Origin of the sequence: Flagellimonas ochracea (assembly GCF_009903685.1) — a bacterium.
GTDB classification, from domain to species: domain Bacteria; phylum Bacteroidota; class Bacteroidia; order Flavobacteriales; family Flavobacteriaceae; genus Flagellimonas; species Flagellimonas ochracea.
On sequence record NZ_JAAABI010000001.1, the window covers coordinates 91,064 to 115,135 of the forward strand.

27 protein-coding genes are annotated in these 24,072 nt (G+C 40.5%); 13 read left to right on the forward strand and 14 right to left on the reverse strand.

The annotated features are described in order from the left end of the window. Window positions 1-11 precede the first annotated feature (11 nt). The 5 genes from GTQ34_RS00455 to GTQ34_RS00475 are packed head-to-tail and all read right to left on the reverse strand — an operon-like array spanning window position 12 to window position 4,372. Window positions 12-506 carry a plasmid pRiA4b ORF-3 family protein gene (locus tag GTQ34_RS00455; RefSeq protein WP_166521796.1) on the reverse strand — a complete coding sequence of 165 codons (495 nt, stop codon included), beginning with the start codon at window positions 504-506 and terminating at the stop codon, window positions 12-14. A 42-nt stretch (window positions 507-548) separates the two neighbouring features. Continuing rightward, on the reverse strand, window positions 549-1,562 hold the full coding sequence (locus GTQ34_RS00460) for a COX15/CtaA family protein (protein ID WP_166521797.1): 1,014 nt from the start codon (window positions 1,560-1,562) through the stop codon (window positions 549-551). Next, a complete protein-coding gene (locus GTQ34_RS00465) occupies window positions 1,562-2,989 on the reverse strand; it encodes a CCA tRNA nucleotidyltransferase (RefSeq protein ID WP_166521798.1) in 1,428 nt (475 codons plus the stop codon). The genes GTQ34_RS00460 and GTQ34_RS00465 overlap by 1 nt, the downstream gene beginning before the upstream one ends. Window position 2,990: 1 nt before the next feature. Continuing rightward, complete coding sequence (locus tag GTQ34_RS00470; RefSeq protein ID WP_166521799.1) at window positions 2,991-3,551, reverse strand: L-threonylcarbamoyladenylate synthase; 561 nt, start codon at window positions 3,549-3,551, stop codon at window positions 2,991-2,993. Further along, window positions 3,548-4,372, reverse strand: a complete 825-nt coding sequence (locus tag GTQ34_RS00475) for a zinc-binding alcohol dehydrogenase (RefSeq protein ID WP_166521800.1) — start codon at window positions 4,370-4,372, stop codon at window positions 3,548-3,550. The genes GTQ34_RS00470 and GTQ34_RS00475 overlap by 4 nt, the downstream gene beginning before the upstream one ends. A gap of 66 nt (window positions 4,373-4,438) precedes the next feature. On the opposite strand from GTQ34_RS00475, the gene GTQ34_RS00480 reads away from it, so the two are divergent. After that, on the forward strand, window positions 4,439-5,272 hold the full coding sequence (locus tag GTQ34_RS00480) for a glycosyltransferase family 2 protein (RefSeq protein ID WP_166521801.1): 834 nt from the start codon (window positions 4,439-4,441) through the stop codon (window positions 5,270-5,272). Here GTQ34_RS00480 and GTQ34_RS00485 read toward each other — a convergent pair. Both GTQ34_RS00485 and GTQ34_RS00490 read right to left on the reverse strand, forming a co-directional pair. Then, window positions 5,254-6,057: a glycosyltransferase family 2 protein gene (locus GTQ34_RS00485; RefSeq protein ID WP_166521802.1), complete on the reverse strand. Its 804-nt coding sequence runs from the start codon at window positions 6,055-6,057 to the stop codon at window positions 5,254-5,256. The genes GTQ34_RS00480 and GTQ34_RS00485 overlap by 19 nt on opposite strands. Before the next feature lie 238 nt (window positions 6,058-6,295). Beyond that, the gene (locus GTQ34_RS00490; RefSeq protein ID WP_166521803.1) at window positions 6,296-7,111 is read right to left on the reverse strand and encodes a 2,3,4,5-tetrahydropyridine-2,6-dicarboxylate N-succinyltransferase; all 816 of its coding nucleotides are present in this window, start codon (window positions 7,109-7,111) and stop codon (window positions 6,296-6,298) included. 99 nt (window positions 7,112-7,210) lie between these two features. Here GTQ34_RS00490 and ruvX point away from each other — a divergent pair, with 99 nt between their 5' ends. Genes ruvX through GTQ34_RS00505 form a run of 3 tightly spaced genes read left to right on the forward strand, consistent with a single transcriptional unit; the run spans window position 7,211 to window position 8,706 of the window. Further along, the gene (ruvX, locus tag GTQ34_RS00495) at window positions 7,211-7,621 is read left to right on the forward strand and encodes a Holliday junction resolvase RuvX (RefSeq protein WP_166521804.1); all 411 of its coding nucleotides are present in this window, start codon (window positions 7,211-7,213) and stop codon (window positions 7,619-7,621) included. Window positions 7,622-7,624: 3 nt separating this feature from the next. Beyond that, complete coding sequence (gene def, locus GTQ34_RS00500; protein ID WP_166521805.1) at window positions 7,625-8,215, forward strand: peptide deformylase; 591 nt, start codon at window positions 7,625-7,627, stop codon at window positions 8,213-8,215. Window positions 8,216-8,268: 53 nt separating this feature from the next. Further along, the gene (locus GTQ34_RS00505; RefSeq protein WP_166521806.1) at window positions 8,269-8,706 is read left to right on the forward strand and encodes a DUF5606 family protein; all 438 of its coding nucleotides are present in this window, start codon (window positions 8,269-8,271) and stop codon (window positions 8,704-8,706) included. A gap of 6 nt (window positions 8,707-8,712) precedes the next feature. Here the strand turns inward: GTQ34_RS00505 and GTQ34_RS00510 are convergent, their stop codons facing one another. Genes GTQ34_RS00510 through GTQ34_RS00520 form a run of 3 tightly spaced genes read right to left on the reverse strand, consistent with a single transcriptional unit; the run spans window position 8,713 to window position 11,878 of the window. Further along, entirely contained in the window at window positions 8,713-10,284 is a 1,572-nt protein-coding gene (locus tag GTQ34_RS00510; RefSeq protein ID WP_166521807.1) for a family 20 glycosylhydrolase, read from the reverse strand. A gap of 8 nt (window positions 10,285-10,292) precedes the next feature. After that, complete coding sequence (locus GTQ34_RS00515; protein WP_166521808.1) at window positions 10,293-10,946, reverse strand: GDSL-type esterase/lipase family protein; 654 nt, start codon at window positions 10,944-10,946, stop codon at window positions 10,293-10,295. A 56-nt stretch (window positions 10,947-11,002) separates the two neighbouring features. Further along, window positions 11,003-11,878, reverse strand: coding sequence for an alpha/beta hydrolase (locus GTQ34_RS00520; protein WP_166521809.1), 876 nt, complete (start codon window positions 11,876-11,878; stop codon window positions 11,003-11,005). 128 nt (window positions 11,879-12,006) lie between these two features. On the opposite strand from GTQ34_RS00520, the gene mazG reads away from it, so the two are divergent. The 5 genes from mazG (at window position 12,007) to GTQ34_RS00545 (ending at window position 16,725) form a co-directional block, all read left to right on the forward strand. After that, window positions 12,007-12,780 (forward strand): nucleoside triphosphate pyrophosphohydrolase, encoded by a 774-nt coding sequence (gene mazG, locus GTQ34_RS00525; RefSeq protein WP_166521810.1) that lies wholly within the window; start codon window positions 12,007-12,009, stop codon window positions 12,778-12,780. A 90-nt stretch (window positions 12,781-12,870) separates the two neighbouring features. Next, a complete protein-coding gene (locus GTQ34_RS00530; RefSeq protein WP_166521811.1) occupies window positions 12,871-14,259 on the forward strand; it encodes an MATE family efflux transporter in 1,389 nt (462 codons plus the stop codon). Window positions 14,260-14,270: 11 nt separating this feature from the next. Then, window positions 14,271-14,498, forward strand: coding sequence for a hypothetical protein (locus tag GTQ34_RS00535; protein WP_166521812.1), 228 nt, complete (start codon window positions 14,271-14,273; stop codon window positions 14,496-14,498). After that, entirely contained in the window at window positions 14,498-15,067 is a 570-nt protein-coding gene (locus GTQ34_RS00540) for a phosphatase PAP2 family protein (protein ID WP_166521813.1), read from the forward strand. The genes GTQ34_RS00535 and GTQ34_RS00540 overlap by 1 nt, the downstream gene beginning before the upstream one ends. Next, entirely contained in the window at window positions 15,064-16,725 is a 1,662-nt protein-coding gene (locus GTQ34_RS00545) for an ArnT family glycosyltransferase (RefSeq protein ID WP_166521814.1), read from the forward strand. The genes GTQ34_RS00540 and GTQ34_RS00545 overlap by 4 nt, the downstream gene beginning before the upstream one ends. Here GTQ34_RS00545 and GTQ34_RS00550 read toward each other — a convergent pair. Genes GTQ34_RS00550 through meaB form a run of 3 tightly spaced genes read right to left on the reverse strand, consistent with a single transcriptional unit; the run spans window position 16,722 to window position 19,643 of the window. Further along, complete coding sequence (locus GTQ34_RS00550) at window positions 16,722-17,594, reverse strand: lysylphosphatidylglycerol synthase transmembrane domain-containing protein (RefSeq protein WP_166521815.1); 873 nt, start codon at window positions 17,592-17,594, stop codon at window positions 16,722-16,724. The genes GTQ34_RS00545 and GTQ34_RS00550 overlap by 4 nt on opposite strands. Then, window positions 17,575-18,537, reverse strand: a complete 963-nt coding sequence (locus GTQ34_RS00555; RefSeq protein ID WP_166521816.1) for a glycosyltransferase family 2 protein — start codon at window positions 18,535-18,537, stop codon at window positions 17,575-17,577. The genes GTQ34_RS00550 and GTQ34_RS00555 overlap by 20 nt, the downstream gene beginning before the upstream one ends. Window positions 18,538-18,575: 38 nt before the next feature. Then, window positions 18,576-19,643 (reverse strand): methylmalonyl Co-A mutase-associated GTPase MeaB, encoded by a 1,068-nt coding sequence (meaB, locus tag GTQ34_RS00560; RefSeq protein WP_313790395.1) that lies wholly within the window; start codon window positions 19,641-19,643, stop codon window positions 18,576-18,578. 169 nt (window positions 19,644-19,812) lie between these two features. On the opposite strand from meaB, the gene GTQ34_RS00565 reads away from it, so the two are divergent. The 4 genes from GTQ34_RS00565 to GTQ34_RS00580 all read left to right on the forward strand — a co-directional run bounded on the left by GTQ34_RS00565 (window position 19,813) and on the right by GTQ34_RS00580 (window position 22,915). Further along, a complete protein-coding gene (locus GTQ34_RS00565; RefSeq protein ID WP_166521817.1) occupies window positions 19,813-20,238 on the forward strand; it encodes an organic hydroperoxide resistance protein in 426 nt (141 codons plus the stop codon). Between the two features lie 149 nt (window positions 20,239-20,387). Continuing rightward, window positions 20,388-20,927: an RNA polymerase sigma factor gene (locus GTQ34_RS00570; protein WP_166521818.1), complete on the forward strand. Its 540-nt coding sequence runs from the start codon at window positions 20,388-20,390 to the stop codon at window positions 20,925-20,927. Then, window positions 20,917-21,519 carry a hypothetical protein gene (locus GTQ34_RS00575; protein WP_166521819.1) on the forward strand — a complete coding sequence of 201 codons (603 nt, stop codon included), beginning with the start codon at window positions 20,917-20,919 and terminating at the stop codon, window positions 21,517-21,519. The genes GTQ34_RS00570 and GTQ34_RS00575 overlap by 11 nt, the downstream gene beginning before the upstream one ends. Beyond that, window positions 21,491-22,915, forward strand: coding sequence for a DUF4097 family beta strand repeat-containing protein (locus GTQ34_RS00580; protein WP_166521820.1), 1,425 nt, complete (start codon window positions 21,491-21,493; stop codon window positions 22,913-22,915). Before GTQ34_RS00575 ends, GTQ34_RS00580 begins: the two co-directional genes overlap by 29 nt. Before the next feature lie 131 nt (window positions 22,916-23,046). Here the strand turns inward: GTQ34_RS00580 and msrA are convergent, their stop codons facing one another. Next, entirely contained in the window at window positions 23,047-23,739 is a 693-nt protein-coding gene (msrA, locus tag GTQ34_RS00585) for a peptide-methionine (S)-S-oxide reductase MsrA (protein ID WP_166521821.1), read from the reverse strand. Window positions 23,740-24,072 lie beyond the last annotated feature (333 nt).

Consider the following 24,072-nt stretch of genomic DNA (forward strand, 5'->3'; position numbering starts at 1 on the left):
GTAATGGTGGTTTAGTTCCAGTTTTCATCAAAATCAAAATCATCGTAGTTGTCCATGGGATCCTCAAATTCCATACTGGGTTTGGATTCAAATCTTTTCTCGGGGGGCGAGTCAGGCAGTTCTCCAAAACTGAACAACACGTTGGGGTAAGATCTCCCGTCTTCTTTTTCGACAATATCGGCCAACTCCACAAAGAAAGTCCACATGCTGAAAAAATCATATAGATAAATCAATTTGGGACTTTTTTCGTTGAGGACTTCTTCTAAAAATGTTTCGTTCATCAATCGAATCTCAGAACCGTTTTCACCCATGTCAAAAAGTGCAATTTCTTCATCTTGGTTCCATTCCTCATCACAGGTATAGAAAGAAGCCATTTCGTCGCCTCCAAAACCAAAGGCTTGGGTAATGGCATTGTGTAGTACTTCCAAGGTCTCACCGTCCTCAATTTCAATATCCCTAAAGATATCTTCCTCAGCATCAAGAATAATCCTGATTTTATAAATCATCTAAAAAAATTAAAGTGGGCACAAATTTACGACAATTCACTGTTATTTGGTGAACCGGTGCAAGGTAAAGGTCATAGCGGCCAATAGAAAAAATGCACCTATTTGATGGGCTACTCCCAGCCATAGTGGTACTGCGTAAACCAAGGTGAGCACACCGAGCAAAAATTGAATGAAAACAAGAACCAAAACGGATTGAAGGCCTTTATTTTGCCATGGTGTTCTTGATGTCCTTCGGGTTCTGAACCAAATCAATGCAATTAATGCAACTACGACATAGGCCAGGTAGCGGTGCACAAATTGGACCCCACTTCTTCCTTCTACAAAATTTTTCAATATAGGTTGCTGTTCAATGTACACCGTTTCATGAATCAATTTGCCCTCACTCATCATAGGCCAATGGTTGTGAATAAAACCCGCATCCAGTCCGGCCACGAAAGCACCCCAAATAATTTGAACCAAAAGTACCAAGAGCCCAACTCTTATGAGGTTCCGAATTCCTGTTTGAATTTCTTTCTTTAAAGGGAAAATAAGGTCTAGGGCCACCCAAAGACTGAAAGCGAAGGTTATGAAGGCTGTAGTCAAGTGTGCAGCCAGCCGATAATGCGACACATCGGGGCGATCAACAAGACCACTTTTAACCATGTACCACCCCAAAAAACCTTGAAACCCACCTAGAAGAAGTAGGACTAAGCATTTTTTTAGGGTAGACTTATCCAATTTTTTGGTCAACCAGAAATAGAGAAATGGCAGGATAAATACAATTCCGATAAACCTTCCCAACACTCTGTGCAGCCATTCCCAAAAATAGATGTCCTTGAAATCCTCAAGATCAAAATGATAATTGAGTTTTTGGTATTCAGGATATTGCTGGTAAAGTTCGAAGGCCTCTTGCCATTCCTGTTCGTTCATTGGAGGTAAGGTGCCCTGTATCAGTTTGTAATCTGATATGGAAAGCCCGGAATGGGTTAGGCGAGTGATGCCACCCACTAAAACCATAACAAAAATAAGAACGCACCCAGTTAATAACCAATAAATTACATATTTGTTCTCCTTCATTAAGATTGGACTTTTAATTTCATCTTTTTACCTTTTTCCAACATAAATTGATAGGCTGCTTCATATTCGTTGGGAATTTCTCCATCTAAAATGGCTTCCTTTATCGCCTCCTTAATAATACCAATTTCCCTAGATGGTTTTAGGTTAAAGGTTTTCATGATTTCTTCTCCAGAGACGGGAGGTTGAAAATTACGGATATGGTCCCGTTCCTCGACCTCCACTATTTTCTGACGAACAAGTTGAAAATTGTTTTTATACTTTTTCTGTTTTCTGGGGTTTTTGGTGGTGATGTCGGCCTCGCAAAGTGTCATCAGTTCATCCACATGCTCACCGGCATCAAAGATCAAACGCCGCACTGCTGAATCTGTGACATGCTCCTCGGCCAAGATTATGGGCCGGGAACTCATCAACACCATTTTTTGAACAAACTTCATCTTATCGTTCAATGGCATTTTAAGCCGTTTGAATAACTTGTAAACCATCTTGGCACCTACAAATTCATGCGCATGGAATGTCCAGCCTATTTTTTTGTGGAATCTTTTGGTAGGGGCCTTTCCGATATCGTGCAAAAGGGCGGCCCAACGCAACCATGGGTTATCAGTGGTTTTGGCAATATTGTCCACTACCTCGAGCGTGTGCCAAAAATTGTCTTTATGGCGCTGCCCTTCCACTTCTTCAATGCCTTGAAGTGCTGTAAGTTCAGGCAATATGAGTGACAATAGTTCGGTTTGGTGCATCAATGTAAAACCAACAGAGGGCTTGGGGCTCATCAATATTTTATGGAGTTCGTCGACTATACGTTCTTTGGAGATGATTTTGAGACGATCCTTGTGCTGGTTGATGGCTTTTAAAGAAGGTAAGGCAATGTTAAAATGTAATTGTGTTGCAAAACGTATAGCGCGCATCATCCGCAGAGGGTCGTCGGAATAGGTGATGCCGGGTTCCAATGGGGTACGTATGATTTTTTTGTCCAAATCGCCCAAACCATCAAAGGGATCCAATAAAATGCCGAAACTCTGTGGATTGAGTGAAAGTGCCATTGCATTGATGGTGAAGTCACGTCTGTTTTGGTCATCCTCCAAGGTGCCATCCTCAACTACAGGTTTTCTGCTGTCTTTATGGTAGCTTTCCTTGCGGGCGCCCACAAATTCCAGTTCCATACCCTGATGTTTAATCATGGCCGTACCAAAATTTTTAAATACGGTGACCTCTGGTTTTCCTTTAAGTTGGGAGGCCACTTTTTTGGCTAGTTGAATTCCACTTCCGATGGCCACAAAATCGATGTCGGTTGGGGTGTCTCTTTTTAAAAAATAATCACGAACAAAACCACCAATGACATAGGCATCCATGCCTAGTTCCTCTGCGGTTTTTCCGATAGTTTGAAAAATGGGATGTTGTATGGCTTCTTTATGGAACTCCTGCGTCATTTTATTCCCGAATTACCCTTACTTGCCCATCGTTACCCAATTTAATAATGGAGGAGGGGGAAGGGCTTTTGCTTTCGTCTGGCAAATTTACCACATAGTCCACTCCTTTTAAAATTTTAGTGTCGATCTCTTTAAAGTTTCTGGGTGTTGGCTGTCCAGAAATATTGGCCGAAGTGGATACTATGGGTTTGCCAAATTTGTTGATGAGATACTGGCAAAATTTATCAGAGGCTATCCGAATGGCCAAAGTGTTGTCCGCAGCCACCAAATTTTGGGCAATGCCTATTGGCTCATCAAAGACGATAGTAGTAGGTTTTGTAGCTAAATCCATAATGTCGTAAGCCACGTTGGGAACCTGCTTTACATATCGCTCCAACATGGCTTGACTGGATACTAAACAGATTAAAGCTTTGCTATCTTCTCGTTGTTTTAGGGCATACACCTTTTTTACAGCCTCAGAATTGGTGGCATCGCAACCAATGCCCCAAACAGTATCAGTAGGGTATAAAATAAGATTTCCCTTTTCGAGTTCTTGGATACAATTATTGATTTCTTCAGTCAATATTTTTGAAGTTTTAGTTGAAAATAATCAGTTAGTGCCAACCATTGTGTGCGGTTTTTGTCCTCTTTAATGTTGGTTTTTTTCAACGAAGTCTTTTGCGAGCCCAAAATTGGGATGGGCTCTTTTTTGCTGCTTTTTGCTTGTTTCGACAATGTTTCTGTTAACAGCGTCATGGCTTTGAACCAAAGATCGTCCGCCTTGGGAGCAAGTCGCAGAAATAATTGTTGATCAAAGACTTGTTCATTCATAACACCTGGAGGATATAATGTACCGCCTGCACCAATGGGTAAGGTTGCCCATGGATTTTTGCAAGATTTTGATTTGGACAGCCATTGATTGTAAGAAAGTAAATCTCCAGATTCGGAATAAGAAATACAACGTGTTTGGTTAGCTACCACACAATTGGGATTTTTTAAATGTGATTCATGCAGTTTGGGCAACCAATCTTTCGGGTACATCATATCATCATCACAGGTAATGATTATTTTCTTAGGGAATAGTTTTAGGGGTTCCACCAGTTTTCTGTGCGAACTGGAGTATTTTGTATACTTAATTTCAAAAATATCGCCGATTAGACTGGACAGTTTTTTTGGAATTTTGGTTCTTAAGTCTTCATGTAGCCATAGGAAAATTTTCTCAGGAAGCACATCTTGGTCCAAAATACTGCGTATGGTCAAATGGACAACATCCAGCCGGGACGGTATTGAAGCCAGGGAAACGATTACTGGAACCCGTTTCTTGTTCCTTTTCAAGCTGCCTTTAGATTTGGAAGAAAGCCGAATTTGATGAAAAAGCGAAACGGGTATTTCTTTTACCTTCATAAAAGGATTTTAGTCTTGCAAAATTAAGGATATGCGATAACATTTAATATTTCTATTTTTGCTAAGATGAACCAGAAAGAACAGGAAGCACCAAAAATTTCCGTAATCGTAAGCACCTACAATGCCGAGGAGTGGTTAAAAAAGGTGCTATGGGGCTTTAATTGCCAGATATTCAAAGATTTTGAGGTGGTAGTAGCTGATGATGGTTCGGGACCAAAGACAAAGGAGCTTTTGGATGAACTTTCCAAACGGGTCTTTTACAATATCATTCACGTTTGGCAGGAAGACGATGGTTTTCAAAAATCCAGAATACTCAACAAAGCGGTGGAGGCGTGCAATGCAGACTACATTATCATGACCGATGGGGATTGTATTCCCAGGGAGGATTTTGTTGAGGTGCATTATATCAACAAGGAAAAAGGATACTTCATTTCGGGAGGGTACTACATGCTCCCCATGAATATTTCCAAAATGATTACGTTTGAGGATATTGAGCAGCAAAACTGCTTTAATATTCATTGGCTAAAAGAAAAAGGTATTCCAAAGACGTTTAAAAACAACAAGCTTACCGCAAGGGGGGCTATCTCAAAGTTTTTGAACACCCTTACGCCCACCAATGCAAGTTGGAACGGTCATAATTCATCGGGCTGGAAGAAAGATATTCTTAATGTTAACGGTTTCGATGAGCGTATGCAATATGGAGGTCAGGATAGGGAGCTAGGCGAACGTTTGTTCAATTTTGGGATTAAGTCTAAACAGCTACGATATAGCGCTGTTTGTGTGCATTTAGATCATAAGCGCGGCTATAAAACTCCAGAATCAATAGCTAAGAATCTGGCTATAAGAAAAGAAACTAAGTCCCAAAAAGTGGTTTGGACCCATCATGGCATCACCAAATAGTAGGCAAGCTCATTTTTCTTCTCCAATCGTTTAAGTTCACGGTACCTTTCCAGAACTCCTAGAGCATTTAAATACGATACAATCATACCCTTTTTTCCGTCTAAAAATCCAAGTCGGAGCACATAATGGTTGAAGAATTTCCAAAGTGGTTTAAAGACCATAAGAAAATAATTGAACTGCTTTTCTTTATAAAAAGCTTCTTTGGCCTTCAATTGACCATACTTTAACATTTTTCCTTTGTAGTCCTCGTAATTTTTGTAGCAATAATGCACCAGTTTTTCCTTGAGGATACAAGAGTTTCCGTCAACCTCCAGCGTTTCATGGACTATCTTTTTATCGGTAAATTTGGCCTTGCTTTTTCTGAAGAGTCTGTGGTTCTTATCGGTTTGCCAGCCACTAAAATGCAATGGTTCATTTTTGAACATGAACTTCCTGTAGAACCAATAAGCCTCACATGCTTTTTGGTCATTAATGGTACTAATTATTTCTGCCTGAAGTTCGTCAGTAACAATTTCATCGGCATCAACAAAAAGGATCCAATCGTTGGAAGCCTGTTTTAAGGTGAAAGATTTCTGCGCTGTAAAGTTTTCAAATGGATTTTGAAGTACCCTAACCTTGGGATGATTCTGCAAATATTCGAAAGTACCGTCCGTACTGTAAGAATCAACAACTAGAATTTCATCAGCAAATGAGACGGATTCAATACATTTTTCAATATAACCCATTTCATTGTAGGTTATGATCAATGCTGATAATTTTTGCTTTGGGGCACTCAATTCAGCCATATTCATTGGTCTTCAAAATTGGTTTGACAAAATTATAACAAAAAAATGGGGTAAAAATTGTTGCGCAGTCAGTTTTTCTTACAACAACTGAAATTGAATATACCCTACTTTTGTATAAGTAATGTTGAGGTTGTCATCTACCCAGTAGGATTAAATAATGAAAAAGGGTTGCTTTGTATTTTAACATTTTTTTCACTTTTTTAAATGGAGTTTATTGTCAGTCTCATGAGCCCCAGCGTTATACGGCAACATCATGCTCTCGCAATGCGTTGTTCAAAGAAGTTTTTTTGTCGGTACTTTCTTTGCGCTTACCAATTATCAACGCACAAGGAACTTGGAAATCTCCAGCCGGAAACTTTTTGGTATAACTTCCAGGAATCACCACCGACCTTTCCGGTACTCGGCCTTTAACTATAGTTGGCTCTTCACAGGTAACGTCGATAATCTTTGTAGATGCGGTTAGGACAACATTGGCTCCCAAAACCGCTTCTTTCTCCACATGCACCCCCTCTACAACGATACATCTTGAACCAATAAAGGCATTGTCTTCAATGATTACAGGAGCTGCCTGCAAGGGTTCCAGGACACCACCGATGCCGACACCACCACTTAAATGGACGTTTTTTCCTATTTGGGCGCAACTTCCTACTGTGGCCCAAGTGTCCACCATAGTGCCCTCATCGACATAGGCCCCAATGTTCACATAACTGGGCATTAGAATCGTTCCTTTCGAAATGTAGGCCCCATGTCTGGCCACTGCATGCGGTACCACCCGTATACCTTTTTCTTTGTATCCTCTTTTTAATGGAATTTTGTCATGATATTCAAAAATGCCGGCTTCCAAAACTTCCATCTTTTGAATTGGGAAATAGAGCACTACTGCTTTTTTTACCCATTCATTGATTGTCCAACCTTCCGGCGTGGGAGCAGCACAACGCAACTTGCCTATATCAATCAAGTCTATCACTTCGCGTATGGCCTTCTGTGTCTCGTCCTCTTGTAAGAGCTCTCGTTGCTCCCATGCTCTTTCCACCAAGGCTCGTAATTTTGTCATGTGAATTAAAGTTTGCGCAAAGATAACTTCCTCGTCAGAATAATGTGCCTTATTTTAAAGACGTAACATTTTTAAGCTATTTTTGCAAAAAAAATTGGGTTGGCGAGAATTTTAGCTTTGGATTTTGGAAAAGTAAGGACAGGAATAGCAGTTACCGATGAACTTCAAATGATTGCCTCCGGACTTACGACGGTTCCAACCAAGGATTTGATACAGTTCCTCTTGGACTACACCAACAAAGAAGCCGTGGAAACATTTGTGGTGGGCCTTCCAAAACAGATGGATGGTTCGGCGTCGGAATCGGAAGAGTTGATTCAACCCTTCTTGGAAAAACTGTCAAATCAATTTCCGCAAATACCCATTGAACGACAGGATGAACGGTTCACCTCCAAGATGGCATTACGGTCCATGATTGAAGGTGGAATGAAGAAGAAAAAACGTCAAGACAAGGCAAAGCTCGATGAAATAAGCGCCACGATAATTTTGCAGGCTTACCTTAACAGAATTTAATTTATGATTTTACCTATAGTTGCATACGGAGACCCTGTTTTGCGAAGGGAGGCCAAGGAGATTACCAACGAATACCCAAAATTGGAAGAGTTGATTTCCAATATGTGGGAGACCATGTACAATGCCCATGGTGTAGGCCTCGCAGCACCGCAAATCGGTTTGCCCATACGGCTTTTTCTTGTGGACACCTCGCCGTTTGCAGACGATGAAGAACTGAGTCCAGAGGAACAAGAACGGTTAAAGGATTTCAAAAAAGTTTTCATCAATGCTGAAATTGGCGAAGAAAATGGAACGGATTGGAATTTCAATGAAGGTTGTTTGAGCATTCCCGAAATACGTGAAGATGTAAAACGCAAGCCTGAAATAACAATTTCCTACCAAGATGAAAATTTCAATGCCCATACGGAGACCTATGATGGATTGTTGGCCCGTGTAATACAACATGAGTATGACCATATTCAAGGAATTCTTTTTACGGACAAACTGTCTTCACTCAAAAAGCGTTTACTAAAAAGCAGATTAGATAAGATTTCAAAAGGAAAAATCAATGTGGATTATAAGATGCGGTTTCCCAAAATCAAAAAAAGACGTTAAAAAAAATAGCATTTGCAACAAAACCATAATTTTACGCCCAGAAAATAAAATAAATGGCATTAGATAAAATTTTATCCATAGGCGGAAAGCCTGGACTTTATAAACTGTTGACCCAAACGAGAAGCGGATTTGTTGGAGAATCTTTACTCGATGGAAAACGAATTACCGTTGGCCTTAGAAACAACGTGAGCGTCTTATCCGAAATTGCCATATATACGTTGGAAGAAGAGGTTCCCTTAAGAGAAGTTTTCCAAAAAATAATGGAAAAAGAAGGGGGCAAAAAAACCAAGATCAGCCATAAAGCACAAAAATTGGACTTGGAGGAATACTTCTTTGAGATTTTGCCGAACTACGATGAGGATAGAGTGTATGCTAGTGATATCAAAAAAATAGTACAGTGGTACAACATTCTCGTAGAAAACAAGATCACTGATTTTTCGGAAAGCGAAACGGAAGAAACTGTCCAAACAGCCGCCGCCGATGAGGAATAAGGTATCCTATTTCTTCCAATCCACCAGCTTTGTTGGATAATAATTGACCTGCATTCGCTCCAGATAAGGGGTATGGCGTGCCAATCTTTTTCTATAGTCGTTCCAATCACAATGTTCTTGGATGGACCAAGCCAGCTCACTATATCCTATCGCTCTGGGAAAGGCCAAATACTCTAGTTCAGGGCTATTGGAAATGGTTTCGGACCATAATGGTGCTTCAATGCCCAAAATACTTTCCTTAGGTAAACCTTCAATATAGGTTTCAGGATTCCAAGCATAGGCCGAGTCCACGGGAATGTGACCTGCCCAATCCAGCCCATAGGTGGACAGGGAATCGTATTTCATATCCAAATAGGCCTTTTCAGCAGAGGACAGAATGATTTTGGAACCATTTTGAGCAGCCTTTAGGGCATGTTTTTTTTCTTTCCACAGTTGAACCACACTTGAAGAACTGATATCCGCTTGTGCTATCTCATTCCAACCAATCATGGTTTTGCCGTGTTTTCGCACAATTTTTTCCATCAGTTCCACAAAGTGGATATATCCTTTTTTTGGTGTAACATGGCTTTCATCACCACCAATATGGAAGTAAGGGCCAGGTGAAATGGAAGCGATTTCGCGAACCACATCATTCAAAAAGGCATAAACCGTGTCTTTATTTGTTGCGAAAGTGCTAAAGCCAACTCGGGTTCCTGTGTAGGGTTTTAAGGTTTTTCCATTGCCATTTAAAAAAGGATAGCTTAGAGATGCTGCATTGGTGTGTCCAGGCATATCTATTTCTGGGATAATGGTGATGTGTCTTTCAGCGGCATAATCGACCAATTCCTTAAAATCCTCTTGGGTATAAAACCCTCCGTCACCACCACCAACTTCTGTAGAGCCCCCAACTTCCGTAAGCTTGGGCCATGATTTAATCTCGATTCTCCAACCTTGATCATCCGAGAGGTGCAAATGCAACATGTTGTATTTGTAATAGGCCAAAAGGTCGATATACTTCTTTACTTCTTCTACCGTAAAAAAGTGACGTGCGACATCCAGCATAGTACCGCGAAACTCAAATCTGGGGCCATCTATTATTTTTCCGGTGGGAACTAACCACAACGGGTGGTCCGTGAGCGTATCGTTGCTTTTTTCTGGGATGAGTTGCCTAAGGGTCTGTACGCCCCGAAAAGCGCCTGCTGCTGTGCTGGAATTGATGAAAATTGAATCTTGTTTTATGTACAATTGATAAGACTCAGGTTTTTTTAGTTCAATTGTATCTGCATGGCTGATGTAAATGAAACGTTGATACGGTTCATCTTTTGTGGGATCGTTCACCGGAATTTGCAATCCCGTTTGCCATTTGATTTTTTCAGACAAAAAATGACCTACCTTTTCAAAGCCCTTATCACTTGTGGTTTTAATAACGGTATTCTGATCCAACCCGAAAGCACTATGTGTAGCTACTGTTTTAACTGGTTTTGGAATCAAAGGAGCATTTGATAGGTCTGTTCGGGGGTACAAGATTTCTTTTTTTTCAGGTTGGCAAGCGGCAAAAATGAGCATAGCCAAGAATACAACAATTACCTTTTTAAACATAATGGGTTTTATTTGGCATCATCAACAAATTCTTTTAAAACATCATACCATATATCATAGCCCATTGTGTTCATGTGCAAACCGTCGTCAATAAACAGATTAGGTTTCAGCTTTCTATTGTGCAACATAGGATGCCAGACATCGGCAAAACGCACTCCTTGGGTATTTGCAGCAAATTTAGCCAGTCTGCGATTGAGCCGACGATATTTTCCTCTAAGTCGCCATCGGGCAATACTGGGTTTGGGTGAAATAAGCACAATCTCAGGATTCGACAATTGCATTTGAAGTTTTTGTATGATTCTTTTCGTGGTTTTCAGAATACGTCCAGGTCTTTTCTTGTCGCTGATATCATTGTCGCCCTCATAAATAAAAATCCGCGCAGGACCATATTTCAACACCAGAGGGTTTAGATAATGTTCCAAATCAGAAAATTGAGAACCCCCAAATCCAGTATTTAAAATCTGATGTTCCGGAAATCGCATTTGCAAATCTTCCCACAACCGCACGCTGGAACTACCAGTGAATACAACAACAGGTCTTGAGGAGTCCCAGATGGAATCATTCTTGTGTTGAATCTCAACAATCTCCTCGGCAAATCGTTCTGGGTCCTGGGCCTGGCTTAAAACAGGTAACACAATTAAGAGGACAAGAAGTCTTTTCATGATATTGGAACGGGAAATAAATAGAACATGCTTTAGAAGGTCTTTGGAAAAATAAATCAGTAATTGCTAATTAGGTTTTGGCCAAGGCTCCATTCATAAAAACGCTCAATCCAAGAATCTGATGGCAATCCTTGCTTTTTCATTCCAAAACCATGTCCTCCCATGCTGTACATATGCAAGGCCACAGTTTTTTCCGCTTCTAACCATAAGGAATATAGATCAACACTTCCTTTTGCCAATCCTAATGGATCATCCGAGGCGCAAATGAGCAACATGGGTGGCGCATCGGCTTTGGGTTCTTGGAGTGGAATCACATCAGACCAATAATACACCGGCACCAAAAAATTCGGTCTGTTCTCCTGGGAATAATTATAGCCTACCCCTACAGTGACCGCTCCTCCTGCTGAAAATCCCATAAAACCAATTTTGCTGGGATCCACACCATATGTTACCGCATTTGCTCTAACATGCTCAATAGCATTAAGCCCATCTTCAATAGAATAGGGGAGTACCTTGGCTACCTCTTCACCAATTTTGTCGGGATTGTTGATGGATAAATCCGTAATCTCTGCCACACCATCCTGTCCTGTGGGAACCAATCTGTATTGCAAAATAAAGGCGGTAATGCCCTTTTGGTTGAGCCATTTTGCTACCTCGGAACCCTCATTGTTGATGCTGAGCGCGTACAAGCCACCTCCAGGCGCTATGATTACCGATGTTCCCGTGTTTATTTCTTCATTTGGACGGAAAACCTGTAGCGAAGGTTCAGAAACATTGGTCACCACCTCTGTTTGCCAAATGGGAGAATAATATTGATTTATCGCAGTGGTCCATTCCACGGATGGGTTCTCGTCCACAGGCAGTTTTACAATTTCTTGGGCAGAAAGTTTTAATATGCTGAGCAGAAGGGCGAACAGTGCAATTGATCTCATGCTATCTGGTATTTATTCAAAAATACAACTGTTTTTTTATCCTTCGGTTGTTTAAAAATAAGAAGTCTTATGAAAGAAATAGAAGTTTGCTAAACAGGGGATTTGTACTTTTAATAAAAATTTGAAGGATGAACAGTAGAGTACAACAACTCGAGGCCTTTGCACGACTTTTGGATATCATGGACGAACTCCGGGAAAAATGTCCATGGGACAGGAAACAGACCCTACAATCGTTACGGCACTTGACCATTGAGGAAACGTACGAATTGGGCGATGCCATTTTGGACAATAATCTGGAGGAGGTAAAAAAGGAGTTGGGCGACTTGTTGCTTCATATAGTTTTTTATGCTAAAATTAGCTCAGAAACCAAGGATTTTGATATAGCTGATGTGGCCCATGACATCTGCGATAAATTAATCAACCGCCACCCTCACATTTATGGCGATGTGAAAGTTGAAAATGAAGAGGAGGTAAAACAGAATTGGGAGAATATCAAACTCAAAGAAGGTAAGAAAAGTGTGCTACAAGGCGTGCCCAATAGTCTGCCTGCCTTGGTCAAGGCCAACAGGATTCAGGAAAAAGTAGCTGGGGTAGGGTTTGATTGGGAACAACCCGAACAGGTCTTCGAGAAATTGAAAGAGGAGCTGGGAGAACTGCAGGTGGAGGTAGAATTGAACAACATTGAACAAATGGAATCCGAGTTTGGAGATGTTCTTTTTTCCATGGTCAACTATGCCCGTTTTTTAGGTATAAACCCTGAGAATGCATTAGAGCGTACCAATAAAAAATTCATGAATAGATTTCAGTATTTGGAAAGAAAGGCGAAGGAAAAGGGAATGCCCTTGAAGGAAATGACCTTGGCCGAAATGGATGTCTTCTGGGAAGAGGCAAAAAGAGCTTAAATCATTGTTCATTTTTAGTCAAAAACAACCCGGAGAAGCATCTTTAGATGTGCCTATTCAGTTATCTTTGTCCGCTTTTAAGTATCCATTTTGCTAAAACAATACACCAAAGAGTTTGCCTATAATCTAAGGTTGTCCTATCCCGTGATTTTGGGAATGTTGGGCCATACTTTCGTGGCTTTTGCGGATAACATTATGGTAGGGCAACTTGGCACGGCAGAGCTCGCAGCGGTATCCTTGGGCAACAGTTTTGTGTTTATAGCCATGTCGTTGGGTATTGGTTTTTCCACAGCCATAACACCACTTGTTGCCGAAGCGGATGGCGCCGGTAATCATAAAGATGGGAAAAGCGCCTTAAAACATGGTCTTGTACTCTGCACGCTTTTGGGATTTTCTTTGTTCGGCGTAATATTGCTTTGTAAACCGCTCTTACATTCCATGAATCAGCCTCCCGAAGTAGTGGAATTGGCCATTCCTTATTTGGATTTGGTGGCTTTTTCTTTGGTTCCCCTTATTGTTTTTCAAGCTTTTAAACAGTTTTCCGAAGGACTTTCCCAGACCAAATACCCTATGTTTGCCACCATTTTGGCCAATGTGATCAACATTAGCATCAACTATTTGCTCATTTTCGGCTCGTTTGGCTTTCCAAAATTGGGAATTGTTGGTGCCGCTGTGGGAACTTTGGCATCTCGTTTTATTATGGTTGGGTATATCTGGTATCTTCTTAAGCGAAAGGATAAATTTAAGCCATTCGTCACCAATTTCAATTTTAAAAACATCGAAAAAAAGGTGATGAAAAAAATTATCAGCCTGGGCTTTCCCTCAGCCATGCAAATGTTTTTTGAAGTCGCCATTTTTACTACCGCCATTTGGTTGAGCGGAGTTTTAGGCAAAAATGCACAGGCAGCAAACCAAATTGCCTTGAACTTGAGCAGTATGACCTTTATGGTGGGTATGGGGCTCAGCGTAGCGGCGATGGTAAGGGTTGGTAATCAAAAGGGATTACAAAATTTCAGAGAACTAAGGCGAATTGCAGAATCCATCTTTTTTCTGACCTTGCTACTGGAAGTGATCTTTGCATCACTCTTTCTTTTGGGTAGACATTGGTTGCCTACGATATATTTGGATGTAGATGACATTGCCAATCAAATGGATAATACCGAGGTAATTATAATAGCCGCCAAACTACTGCTGGTAGCTGCCTTCTTCCAGATTTCAGATGGACTCCAAGTAGTCGTTTTGGGAGCACTGCGGGGACTACAAGATGTAAAAATACCCACCTTGATCACTTTTGTGGCCTATTGGTTGATAGGTTTTCCAGTCTCATATTACTTTGGCCTGTTTTCCGAACTGAAGAGCACAGGTATTTGGTTGGGCCTCTTGTTGGGGCTTACCGCATCGGCGGTAATGTTGTATATTCGATTCAACTATTTGACCAAAAAACTGATAAAAACTAAATCGGACGTACCAAGCCATTAAATCAAGAGCACATGGAATTACCGAAATTTCTTTTGGGCGATAACACGGATTATCCCGATGCTATTTTTATAGTTCATACCCAGTATCCCCGATTCATTATCAACTTAGAAAATGATGAAGTGGAATGGCTGGAAGAGTTTTCCAAAGAAGATGAAAAAGAATTGGCCTCGGAGGCTGAAAACTTGATTGAAGCAGCTACCGCCTTTTATGATCGGGAGGTTTCAAGATATGACTCGTGATGCTTGAGGAATTAGTACAGTTTGACAAAGATTTATTTTTGTTCCTAAATGGTTTGGGAACTTCAACTTGGGATGGCTTTTGGATGTTTATCACCAAAACCCGAAACTCGGCTCCCCTTTACCTGTTGTTGCTTTATTTGACCTATAAGACCTTTGGATGGAAAAAGACCGGTATCATATTGGTGGCCATCGCCTTGTTGATTACCTGCACGGACCAACTTTCAAACTTTTTTAAATATGGCATTGGTCGATTAAGGCCGTGTTATGATCAAGAAGTCAGTGAGACCATGCGTTTGGTGAAAAGTTATTGTGGTGGCAAGTTCGGCTACTTTTCTGCACATGCCGCCAATTCCTTCGGTCCTGCTGCTTTTTTTGTGATTTTGTTTCGAAATAGCGTAAGGTATATAGGAATTGTCCTTATTCTATGGGCATGCTTGGTCGCCTATAGCCGCATTTACATCGGGGTACATTATCCCTTGGATGTGCTCACCGGAGCTTGCATTGGAATGCTATTTGGTTGGTTGTTTGCCAAGTTGGCTATATTTGCATTCCAAAAATTGGGGAAATGATTTCTTCAACCAGGTACTGGTTTTTAATTGCCCTTGTTGTTCTGGTCTATATCGCCGGAATGTTCGTGACCCTTTTTGAAAACGATTCCGCGCAGTTTGCGGTAATGGCAATGCGCATGGTCCAGGAAAATGACTTTCTGACGCTGATAAAGGGCACAGAGGAGTATTTGGACAAACCTCACATGCATTATTGGTTGGCGGCCCTTTCTTTCAAACTATTTGGAATTAATGAATGGGCATATCGAATTCCGGCTATTCTAGTGACTTTACTGGGGGCTTATAGTTGTTATGGTCTGGGAAATTTGCTGTACAACAAGGATATTGGTCGATTTTCTGCATTGATTTTTATGACGGCACAGACCATTGTACTCGCAGTAATCGATGTTAGGACTGATGCCGTATTGACAGGCTTTACCATCTTTTCCATTTGGCAATTGGCAGCCTTTGTTGAAACAAATTCAATCAAAAATATAGCATTAGGTGCTTTAGGGGCAGGATTGGCCTTTTCCACCAAAGGACAAATTGCCTTGGTGGTCATAGGCATATCATTATTTTGTCATTTGGCTTACACCCGAAAATGGAAATGCTTGTTAAATTGGAAAGTCGTGGTGGCCTTATTGGTCTTTGCAATTGCCATTGCTCCAATGCTCTATGCTTATTACAATCAATTTGATCTACACCCTGAAAAAGTCATTCGCGGAAAGGACCACCGAAGTGGTATTTTCTTTATTTTTTGGGAACAAAGTTTTGAGCGGTTGAGTGGGGAAGGTGTTGGAAAAAACAGCAGTGATTTCTTCTTCTTTTTTCATACATTTTTGTGGATTTTCTTGCCTTGGACCGTGTTGGCCCTAATTGCTTATTGGTGTCGAGTTAAAACATTTTTGAAGATGCGTTTTGCCTATCTTCCACAGTACGAATTTCTGACTTTGGGTGCAATCACAGTCCTGTTTTTCATCATAAGTTTTGCACAGTTCAAACTTCCGCATTACATGAACATTCTAATGCCCTTGTATGCTATACTTTCTGCCTCATATCTCTACAGTTTATACCGATATGACAAGCATAAGGTAGCAAACATTTTGTTGGGCATCCAATATTTTATATTGGGGATTGTGTTCATTTTTTCTCTTTTGATATGTTTTTATGTTTTTAAATTTGAACATTTTCATGGGTACCTCATATTGGTTGGGGTACTTGCGGGAATCATATATTTCTGTTTGAAACGGGAAGCACAATATATGCGGATCATTACCCTTTCCGTATGTAGTTCCTTGTTGTTGAATGGGGTTTTAAACACGCATTTTTATCCTCGTCTGTTGAACTATCAAGCAGGATCTTCTATGGCCGAAAAGGTAGCCGAGCACAAAATTCCAGTGGATAGCATTTATAAAATTTCGGAACGTCACACATGGGCCTTGGACTTCTACAATCAGAATCCTGTCAATATAGTATCCACGGATAAGTTGATGGAGATGCAGGATATTTGGCTGTATGCCACAGACAAGGAATTGGATAAACTGAGCAGTGAAGGATTTCATTGGCATGAGCAAATAACCGTTGACCAATTCCGGATTACCAGGCTTCAGTTTAAGTTTTTAAATCCGCATACAAGACAGAAAAAATTGGAACGGATGCATTTAGTGCATCTAAAACACTAAGAAACCGTCTCTAAATCGGGTTTTTTAAAATGGTAGACTATACCGGAAAGGGATACCAAAGCTGTAATCAAAAAAAACGTGAAGCTAATGCCCACCGAAGTACTGGCATTTAGCCCCAACCATTTGGCCCCGTATAAGAAGGTCACCTCTCTACTTCCAATACCACCAATGGTCAATGGAATAACAGAAACTATGGATGAAATCAGGAATACAAAGAGGTATTCAAGAATGTCAGAGTGAAGCGAAAGGGATCGTAAAATGCACCAAACACTCACAAGTTGCGCAAATTGTACCAAAGCGGAGTACGTGAGGGATTTCCAAAAAATGGGAAGCGTGTACGAAAAGAGTTTTTTCTTGAACAACCAAAAGACCAGTACGCTTAATGGAATCATCAAGGCAAAAAGCCATTCAAAGTTTGCAAAAACAACCTGTTTTGACAGCAGGGCCAAGATACAGGCATAGATAAAGATGAGCAACATACCGCTCAAGCGGTCCAACAGTAAAACCGCAACGACCTTTTTAGTGCCCGATTGATACTTTTTCTGAATTGCGTAGCCTTTGTAGGCATCACCACCTATGCCACCTGGTAAAAAGAGGTTGTAGAACATACCCAACAGGTATAAGGCCAAATTACTTTTTTGTGTCAGGTGGGCTCCAATCTTGTGAAAATACAGATTAAGACGAAAGGCTGACAATACTTTGGATAGGATAAAAAATAACAAAGCCATAAATAGATATTCAGGACGGCTCTTTTTCAAGGTCTTCAATACCTCATCCAAATCTATTTTAGTAAATATGAAGTAGATTAACACAGCACTGACAACAATTTTCAGTGTGGTCAATAGCCTTTTACGCTGTTTTTCCGTCACCTATGGAAATGTTTTTGATACGGTAGGGTCTTTTCTGCTGTGATTCATAATACGTTCTTATCAGCAATTCCATCACAATGCCAATGGTGAACAATTGAATGCCCCCCAAAATGAACATCATCCCAAAAATAAGTAAGGGCCTGCTTCCAATATCTTCCCCGAAGCCTAGTTTTACGATCAACAAATAGATATTAATGAACACCCCGAGAATAATCAACAGCACGCCAAAAATTCCAAAGAGGTGAATGGGACGTTGAAAATATTTTCTAATAAATAGGAGTAACATCATATCGGCCACCACCTTAAAGACCCGTTCCAGTCCATATTTTGATACCCCGGCATGACGGGCGTGGTGCTTTACCGGCACTTGCTTTATCTGGGCCCCTTCCAAATGGGCCAAAAGCGTAATAAATCGATGCATTTCCCCATACAGATTCAATCCTTTGGCAATATCCTTGGTAAACACTTTTAAAGCACAACCATTGTCCTTAATGTCGAGTTTAGTAACTCTTCTTACCAAAAAGTTGGCGATTTTGGAAGGTATTTTTTTGACCAAAGAATCCTTTCTCTTTTGGCGAATTCCGGTTACCACATCATATTCCCCGCTTAAGGCGTGCTCCAACATGGTGGGAATATCAGATGGGTCGTTCTGAAGGTCTCCATCCATAGTGATGAGATATTCCCCTTGTGCGTAGTCAATTCCAGCAGCCAAGGCCAAGCTTTGCCCATAATTCTTTTTGAGCTCGATCAGATGCACTTCTGGATCATCCATGTCTTTGACCACTTTTCGGGTTTGGTCTGAGGAAAAATCATCGATATAAACTATCTGGTAGTTATAACCTTTAAGACTTTCGTGTATTTTTTGGGTCAAAAGAACCACATTGTCCTGCTCATTATAAAGTGGGACCACTATGGACAGGAGAGATTCGGTTATGGCGCTCATTTGTTGGTATATGATCCGTGCAAAGTTATCGCTTTTATTTAAAGTTCTTTGGTAATCTCATTTATCAAAACCTGAGCAGCATAAAAGGGGGATATTTTGCTCTCTTCCACTTGTTTCAACATTTTCGCCTGGGCCTTTTTAAAAGAGGATTTCTGATGAAAAAAATGCTTTATATGTTCGTCAACGGTTTGAAGGAACCAATTGATGTTCTGTTTTTTTCGGTTCCGGATAAAATGGCTGTTCGCCCTATTCTGTTCTGTAAACGCTTGGATGATATCCCACAATTCTTTGATTCCCGTACCTTCAGTGGCCGAACAGGCCATGACTTTGGGAATCCATCCATTTTCCTTAGGCGGATATAGATGCAAAGCCCTTGAAAACTCGGTAACCGCAAGCTTGGCTTTTTCCAGATTACTTCCATCTGCTTTATTGATGGCAATGGCGTCGGCCATCTCCATAATGCCCCTTTTTATTCCCTGCAATTCATCTCCGGCCCCTGAAAGCTTAAGCAACAGGAAAAAGTCTACCATACTATGCACGGCAATCTCGCTTTGCCCCACACCAACGGTTTCTACCAGGATTACATCATACCCTGCGGCTTCACAGATGATGATGCTCTCACGGGTTTTTTTGGCCACCCCGCCCAATGAAGACCCAGAAGGCGAGGGACGGATAAAGGCTTTGGGGTCTTTGGAAAGTGTCTGCATTCGGGTTTTATCCCCTAAAATGCTACCCTTGCTCAACGAACTTGTAGGGTCTACGGCCAATACGGCTACTTTTTTACCCATTGAGGTAAGCATTTTTCCAAACACTTCGATAAAAGAGCTTTTTCCCACCCCTGGAACCCCGGTAATACCAATTCGTATACTGTCGTTGGGTTTGGCAAGACATCTTTCAATTAGGGTGTTGGCTTTTTCAAAATGGGATGGATTGCTGCTTTCCAGCAGTGTTATGGCCTTGGCCAACAAAGCTTGGTCTCCCTTAAAAATACCATCTACCAAGATTTCCACGCCAACTTCCTGCTTGCGTAGTTGTTTGATTCGAGAAACGGTTTTGGACCTTTGGTTTTTATTGTTTTCCAAGGATTTTCGAGTGTAATTCCCCACTAAAGTAAAAAGTTTTCATGGGTTAAGGTATATCTCTTGTTATAATGATTTAATCGGGAATAGCAGAGGTGTCAATTAGTAGGGGGCATTCACAAAAATTTAATGGAATTTTATTAGGGCTATAGCTTTACAAATAGTAACTTTTCGAAGTAAAACAAAATATTGATTTATGAAAACTATTTTTGAAAGCAAAGCTACCAACACAGGGGGCAGGTCGGGACACGTGAAAAGCGAGGATGGTCTTTTGGATTTTGACATTAGTATGCCAAACTCAAAAGGGAAAACTGACCCGAAGACCACCAATCCGGAGGAGCTTTTTGCCGCTGCCTATTCCACTTGTTTTGCAGGTGCACTGGAAGTTGTGGCCAAAAATCATAAGGTATCCGATTTAGGCGACTTTAGCGTAACAGCTACGATAGCATTTAATACTGAGGAGGACGGAGCTTTTTTGGAAGCTACCATAGATGCCTATTTGCCCACAGTGGACAAAGAGACTGGAGAGAGCTTGATCAACTCAGCACATGAAATATGTCCGTACAGCAAAGCTACGCGGGACAATATAACGGTACACTTGAATTTACTGGTGGATGAATAGGCTTTCTGTCACCATATTAAAAAATCCCGTTGATTGTTCAACGGGATTTTTTTGTTAAAAGAAATCAAAATTGACACTATTTTGCAACATTACTTTTTTTCCTCCGTCCTTAAAACGAACAACTACGATACCAAACCACAAAACTGAAAGTGTTTCAAATTGAACTGGTAGAAAGATGCAAGGCCAATGATCGTAAGGCCCAATTACAACTGTACAGACAATACTGTAATGGCATGTATGGGGTTGCAATGCGTTTTTTGAAGAATCCAGATGATGCTGAAGATGTAGTACAAGAGTCTTTTATAAAAGCATTTCAAAGGATAGAGCAGTTTAGGGGAGAGGTGACTTTTGGAGCTTGGCTTAAAAGAATTGTAGTGAACAGGAGCATTGATTTTTTGAAATCAAAGCATCAGAAAACGGTGGAACTCAATGAACAATACCTACACTTGGCTGAGGATGATGAGGACTGGACCGTTGAAGAAAGCCATTCGATTGAGCAAGTGAATTCTGCTATTGAAGAACTTCCTGAAAAATATAGATATGTGGTACAGTTGTTCTTGGTTGAAGGCTATGATCATCAAGAAATCTCCCAAATTTTGAAAATTTCAGGGACTGCATCCAGGACTAGATTGCTTCGGGGCAAGGCACAGTTAAAAGAAAATTTAAAAAAGAGAGCATATGGCACATGATCTTAAAAAGATGTTTGCTAAACAGCGGGAAAAGGAAAATCCAATCTTGAAGAAAGGACACGAGGAACGGTTTTTATCCAAATTGGAAGCCGAGATGACCATCAACACCACAAAAAAGAAAAGCGGTTTCCCCTTTTGGCTTCAAGTGGCGGCTTCGGTCATTCTATTTGTAAGTCTAGGAATCTATTTTTTTAATGATGGGTTCAACAAGAAAAAGGAAACGGACACCCAAATTGTGGATACAAATACATCTCAGAAAATGGAAGGATCGATTTCCTTGGGTGATCTTTCCCCCGATTTAAAGAAGATTGAAAACTACTATTTGTCCAACATCAACCTTCAACTTTCAGATTTGGAAGTTGATCCTGGCAATAAGGAGGTTATGGACAGTTTTATGGAAAGGTTGGCCGAGTTGGATGCTGAGTACCGCCGCCTAAATCAAGAACTTAATCAATTGGGCCCCAACGATCATACCATTAATGCCCTAGTGAAGAATCTTCAATTGAGACTACAATTGTTGCAAAAGTTAAAATCAAAGTTGAACCAATTAAAATCATCAAAAAATGAACAGAAATCATCGCATATTGTTTAATGTTTCCCTTTTTGTGTTGGCGGGTTTTTGGTGCCATGCACAGGAAACGAGCAAGACCTACAAAGAAACCTTTAATGTAGGTAATGACGCCATTTTAAATATTAACACCAGCCATGCGGATATCGAATTTGAAACTTGGGATAGAAACCAAGTGGAAGTTACCGCAGTGGTGGAACTTGAGAATGCTACAGACGAAGAGGCAGTAGTGTTTTTTGAGAAGGATCCGATAAAAATTGTCGGAAACAGTAAGGAAATTGAAGTACGGACCGTAGGGGGAGGAATGACAATGCACGCGCCTTATGGGTTTAACATTGGGGATTTAGATATAGTTATTCCCGATATTCCTTCGGTAGAACACCTTTTGGAAGGTATTGAGTTGCCTGAGGTAATGGTAATCCCCGAAATGCCGCCTATGCCACCCATTCCCTTTTTGGAATTTGATTATAATGCCTATAAAAAAGATGGGGACAAGTACCTTAAGGAATGGAAAGAAGATTTTGATGAAAACTTTGATGAGGAGTATCAAGAGCATATAAAAGAGTGGAGTAAGGAAGTGGAAAAAATGAGCAAAGAACGGGAGGAAGAAATAAAGCAACTTAGAGAGGAAAGGGAAAGAATTAGAGAAGAAGCCAGAAAGGTAAGGGATGAAGCACGAAAGCAGCGCGATGAGCTAAGAAAACAGAGGGATGGGTTAAGGCATCAGGCAAGAATAGAGCGAAGTGTCAGGATTCATTCCGATGGTAATTCAAATGTTTTCTATTTTTCTTCCGATGGGGAGAGCAAAAAATATAAGGTTAAAATCCACATCAAGATTAACATGCCAAAGTCCGTTAAACTTAAAATGGACGTTAGACATGGTGAGGTAAAGCTGGCCGACAACACTAGGAACATCAATGCAAGCTTGTCCTATGCAAGCTTGCTTGCCACTACCATTGATGGTAGTGGCACCAATATTCGGGCCTCCTATTCTCCGGTATTGGTTCAAAAATGGAACTATGGACAACTTAAAACAGATTATTCCGATGAGGTAAACCTAAAAGAGGTAAAGGAATTGAAATTGAACGCCATCTCTTCCAATGTAACCATAGATAGGATCTTGGACAATGTCTTAGTTTCCAACAACCTGGGATCATTGCGTATTAATTCCGTCGACGATAGGTTTTCAAGCATTGATATTTCAGTGGAGCACGGGGAAGTTGACCTCAAGTTGCCATCCGTTCCCTTTTCCATCTATGTAAATGAAACCTTATCCGAATTCAAATACCCGACAACATTGACCTTGAATTCCTCTAAAAACCACAATAATAGGGTATATAGAGGCTATTACAAAAGCAAAAAAAATAGTCAATCCATTAATATAACTTCCAGATACGGCGATGTTGTACTGAAAGAGTAGCGTAGTCCTTCACTTTTAAATCTTCCCAAAAACAAACCTGAGCTTTGCCGAAAACAATCTTATCCAATGCGATTATTCAAATGGCACTTTTAAAATTCTTTTCCTTAATTCCATTTTGAAACCTTTGCAGTTCAATGAGATTCTTCTTTCAAAAGGGATTTAAAGTTTTTCTTAAATCGATTTAATCTTGGCACGGAAACATTCCGTATGTAGGAATTATTTGGATTCTTGCGCTCATAATCTTGATGGTATTCCTCAGCCTTGTAGAAAGTGTCAAACTTTGTGACCTCTGTGACTATTGGACGTCCCTGATAAATGTTTTCTGACTGCAGCGCGGCAATGTAGTTTTCTATAATTTTCTTTTCTTCTTCGTTCTTGTAAAATGCAATGGAACGATATTGGGCTCCTCTGTCCGGTCCTTGTCGGTTTAGTGTGGTTGGGTCATGCGAGCCGAAGAAAACTTGAACCAATTGGGTGAAGGAAATCATTTTAGGATCATAATAGACCTCAACTGCTTCGGCATGGCGGGTTAAACCGTAAGCCACTTCTTTGTAAGTAGGATTTTTTTTTGTTCCACCCGAATACCCGGAATAGACTTCTTTTACACCTTTTACACTTTCAAAAACGGCTTCTACACACCAAAAACAACCACTGGCGAAATAAGCTGTTTCGAATTGCTGTAATTCCACGGCGGTAAGAGGAGCTGTTTCTAATGTGGTTTCTTGTTCTTTCTGGACCAATTCAGTTTGTGATTGATTGTTTTTTGACAAGCAACTGGAGGAAACAAGAAGAAGAGTTAACAAAGCTGTGTGCGTGATTTTCATTTTCTGTTTTTTAACTAAGTAGGTTTAATATAAAAACTATTACGGAACAAATGGTTAAAAAGTGTTAAGTCTTGATTTTTGATCTTCTCGTGTGAATTGTTACCTGCATGATCAACAACTTGTTTTCTGGAAAGGAAGTGGGTTGAAATAAAGAAATAAGTAATACAATTCCTACAAATATATGGTTAGTTTCCAGAAAGTTAGCAGCCTCAGTTTTTAAAAACCTCGATGAAATACAAATCGAATCGGTCTACTGTTTTTGGACTTGAAAACGTTCATCGATGATAAAATGCACTTTGCCTGAAAAAAGTTTTTACACCGAAAAAAAAGTGA

Coding starts and splice junctions, on each gene's coding strand:
- mazG (WP_166521810.1), top strand. CDS start 12,007: ATGAACAGTAGAGTACAACAACTCGAGGCCTTTGCACGACTTTTGGAT.
- GTQ34_RS00455 (WP_166521796.1), bottom strand. CDS start 506: ATGATTTATAAAATCAGGATTATTCTTGATGCTGAGGAAGATATCTTT.
- GTQ34_RS00580 (WP_166521820.1), top strand. CDS start 21,491: ATGAACAGAAATCATCGCATATTGTTTAATGTTTCCCTTTTTGTGTTG.
- GTQ34_RS00510 (WP_166521807.1), bottom strand. CDS start 10,284: ATGTTTAAAAAGGTAATTGTTGTATTCTTGGCTATGCTCATTTTTGCC.
- GTQ34_RS00480 (WP_166521801.1), top strand. CDS start 4,439: ATGAACCAGAAAGAACAGGAAGCACCAAAAATTTCCGTAATCGTAAGC.
- GTQ34_RS00475 (WP_166521800.1), bottom strand. CDS start 4,372: ATGAAGGTAAAAGAAATACCCGTTTCGCTTTTTCATCAAATTCGGCTT.
- msrA (WP_166521821.1), bottom strand. CDS start 23,739: ATGAAAATCACGCACACAGCTTTGTTAACTCTTCTTCTTGTTTCCTCC.
- GTQ34_RS00490 (WP_166521803.1), bottom strand. CDS start 7,111: ATGACAAAATTACGAGCCTTGGTGGAAAGAGCATGGGAGCAACGAGAG.
- GTQ34_RS00535 (WP_166521812.1), top strand. CDS start 14,271: ATGGAATTACCGAAATTTCTTTTGGGCGATAACACGGATTATCCCGAT.
- GTQ34_RS00565 (WP_166521817.1), top strand. CDS start 19,813: ATGAAAACTATTTTTGAAAGCAAAGCTACCAACACAGGGGGCAGGTCG.
- GTQ34_RS00575 (WP_166521819.1), top strand. CDS start 20,917: ATGGCACATGATCTTAAAAAGATGTTTGCTAAACAGCGGGAAAAGGAA.
- GTQ34_RS00460 (WP_166521797.1), bottom strand. CDS start 1,562: ATGAAGGAGAACAAATATGTAATTTATTGGTTATTAACTGGGTGCGTT.
- GTQ34_RS00540 (WP_166521813.1), top strand. CDS start 14,498: ATGCTTGAGGAATTAGTACAGTTTGACAAAGATTTATTTTTGTTCCTA.
- GTQ34_RS00465 (WP_166521798.1), bottom strand. CDS start 2,989: ATGACGCAGGAGTTCCATAAAGAAGCCATACAACATCCCATTTTTCAA.
- GTQ34_RS00515 (WP_166521808.1), bottom strand. CDS start 10,946: ATGAAAAGACTTCTTGTCCTCTTAATTGTGTTACCTGTTTTAAGCCAG.
- GTQ34_RS00545 (WP_166521814.1), top strand. CDS start 15,064: ATGATTTCTTCAACCAGGTACTGGTTTTTAATTGCCCTTGTTGTTCTG.
- GTQ34_RS00505 (WP_166521806.1), top strand. CDS start 8,269: ATGGCATTAGATAAAATTTTATCCATAGGCGGAAAGCCTGGACTTTAT.
- def (WP_166521805.1), top strand. CDS start 7,625: ATGATTTTACCTATAGTTGCATACGGAGACCCTGTTTTGCGAAGGGAG.
- GTQ34_RS00555 (WP_166521816.1), bottom strand. CDS start 18,537: ATGAGCGCCATAACCGAATCTCTCCTGTCCATAGTGGTCCCACTTTAT.
- GTQ34_RS00485 (WP_166521802.1), bottom strand. CDS start 6,057: ATGGCTGAATTGAGTGCCCCAAAGCAAAAATTATCAGCATTGATCATA.
- GTQ34_RS00520 (WP_166521809.1), bottom strand. CDS start 11,878: ATGAGATCAATTGCACTGTTCGCCCTTCTGCTCAGCATATTAAAACTT.